Annotated in this window: 1 protein-coding gene; it reads left to right on the forward strand. The window is 70.1% G+C overall.

Features of this window, described 5'->3' with window-relative positions:
• Nucleotides 1–633, forward strand: a 633-nt coding sequence (locus IEY93_RS38930) for a beta-ketoacyl synthase N-terminal-like domain-containing protein (RefSeq protein WP_229691716.1), incomplete at both ends; no start/stop codon positions are given.

Here is a 633-nt window from a genome sequence, read left to right on the forward strand (position 1 = left end):
CGGTGGTGTGACGGTGATGGCGACGCCGGGGACGTTCGTGGAGTTCTCCCGGCAGCGTGGTCTGGCGCCTGATGGGCGGTGTAAGGCGTTCGCGGCCGGTGCTGATGGCACCGGTTGGGGTGAGGGCGTCGGGATGCTGCTGGTGGAGCGGCTGTCGGACGCTCGGCGTAACGGTCACCGGGTGCTGGCGGTGGTGCGGGGTTCGGCGATCAATCAGGACGGTGCGAGTAATGGTCTGACGGCGCCGAACGGCCCGTCGCAGCAGCGGGTGATCCGCCAGGCGCTGGCCAACGCGGGGCTGACGGTCGCGGATGTGGACGTGGTCGAGGCGCACGGTACGGGTACGGCGTTGGGTGATCCGATCGAGGCGCAGGCGCTGCTGGCCACCTATGGTCAGGACCGCGACGCGGATCGGCCGTTGTGGCTGGGGTCGGTGAAGTCGAACATCGGTCACGCGCAGGCCGCGGCGGGTGTGGCCGGTGTCATCAAGATGGTCATGGCCATGCGCAACGGCGTCCTGCCCAAGACCTTGCATGTGGACGAGCCGTCGCCGCACGTGGACTGGTCGGCGGGTGCGGTGGAGTTGCTGACCGAGACGCGGGAGTGGGACCGGCCGGACCGTCCCCGCCGGGC

The sequence above is a fragment of the Sphaerisporangium melleum genome (assembly GCF_014646695.1).
In the GTDB taxonomy this organism is placed as follows: Bacteria; Actinomycetota; Actinomycetes; order Streptosporangiales; family Streptosporangiaceae; genus Sphaerisporangium; species Sphaerisporangium melleum.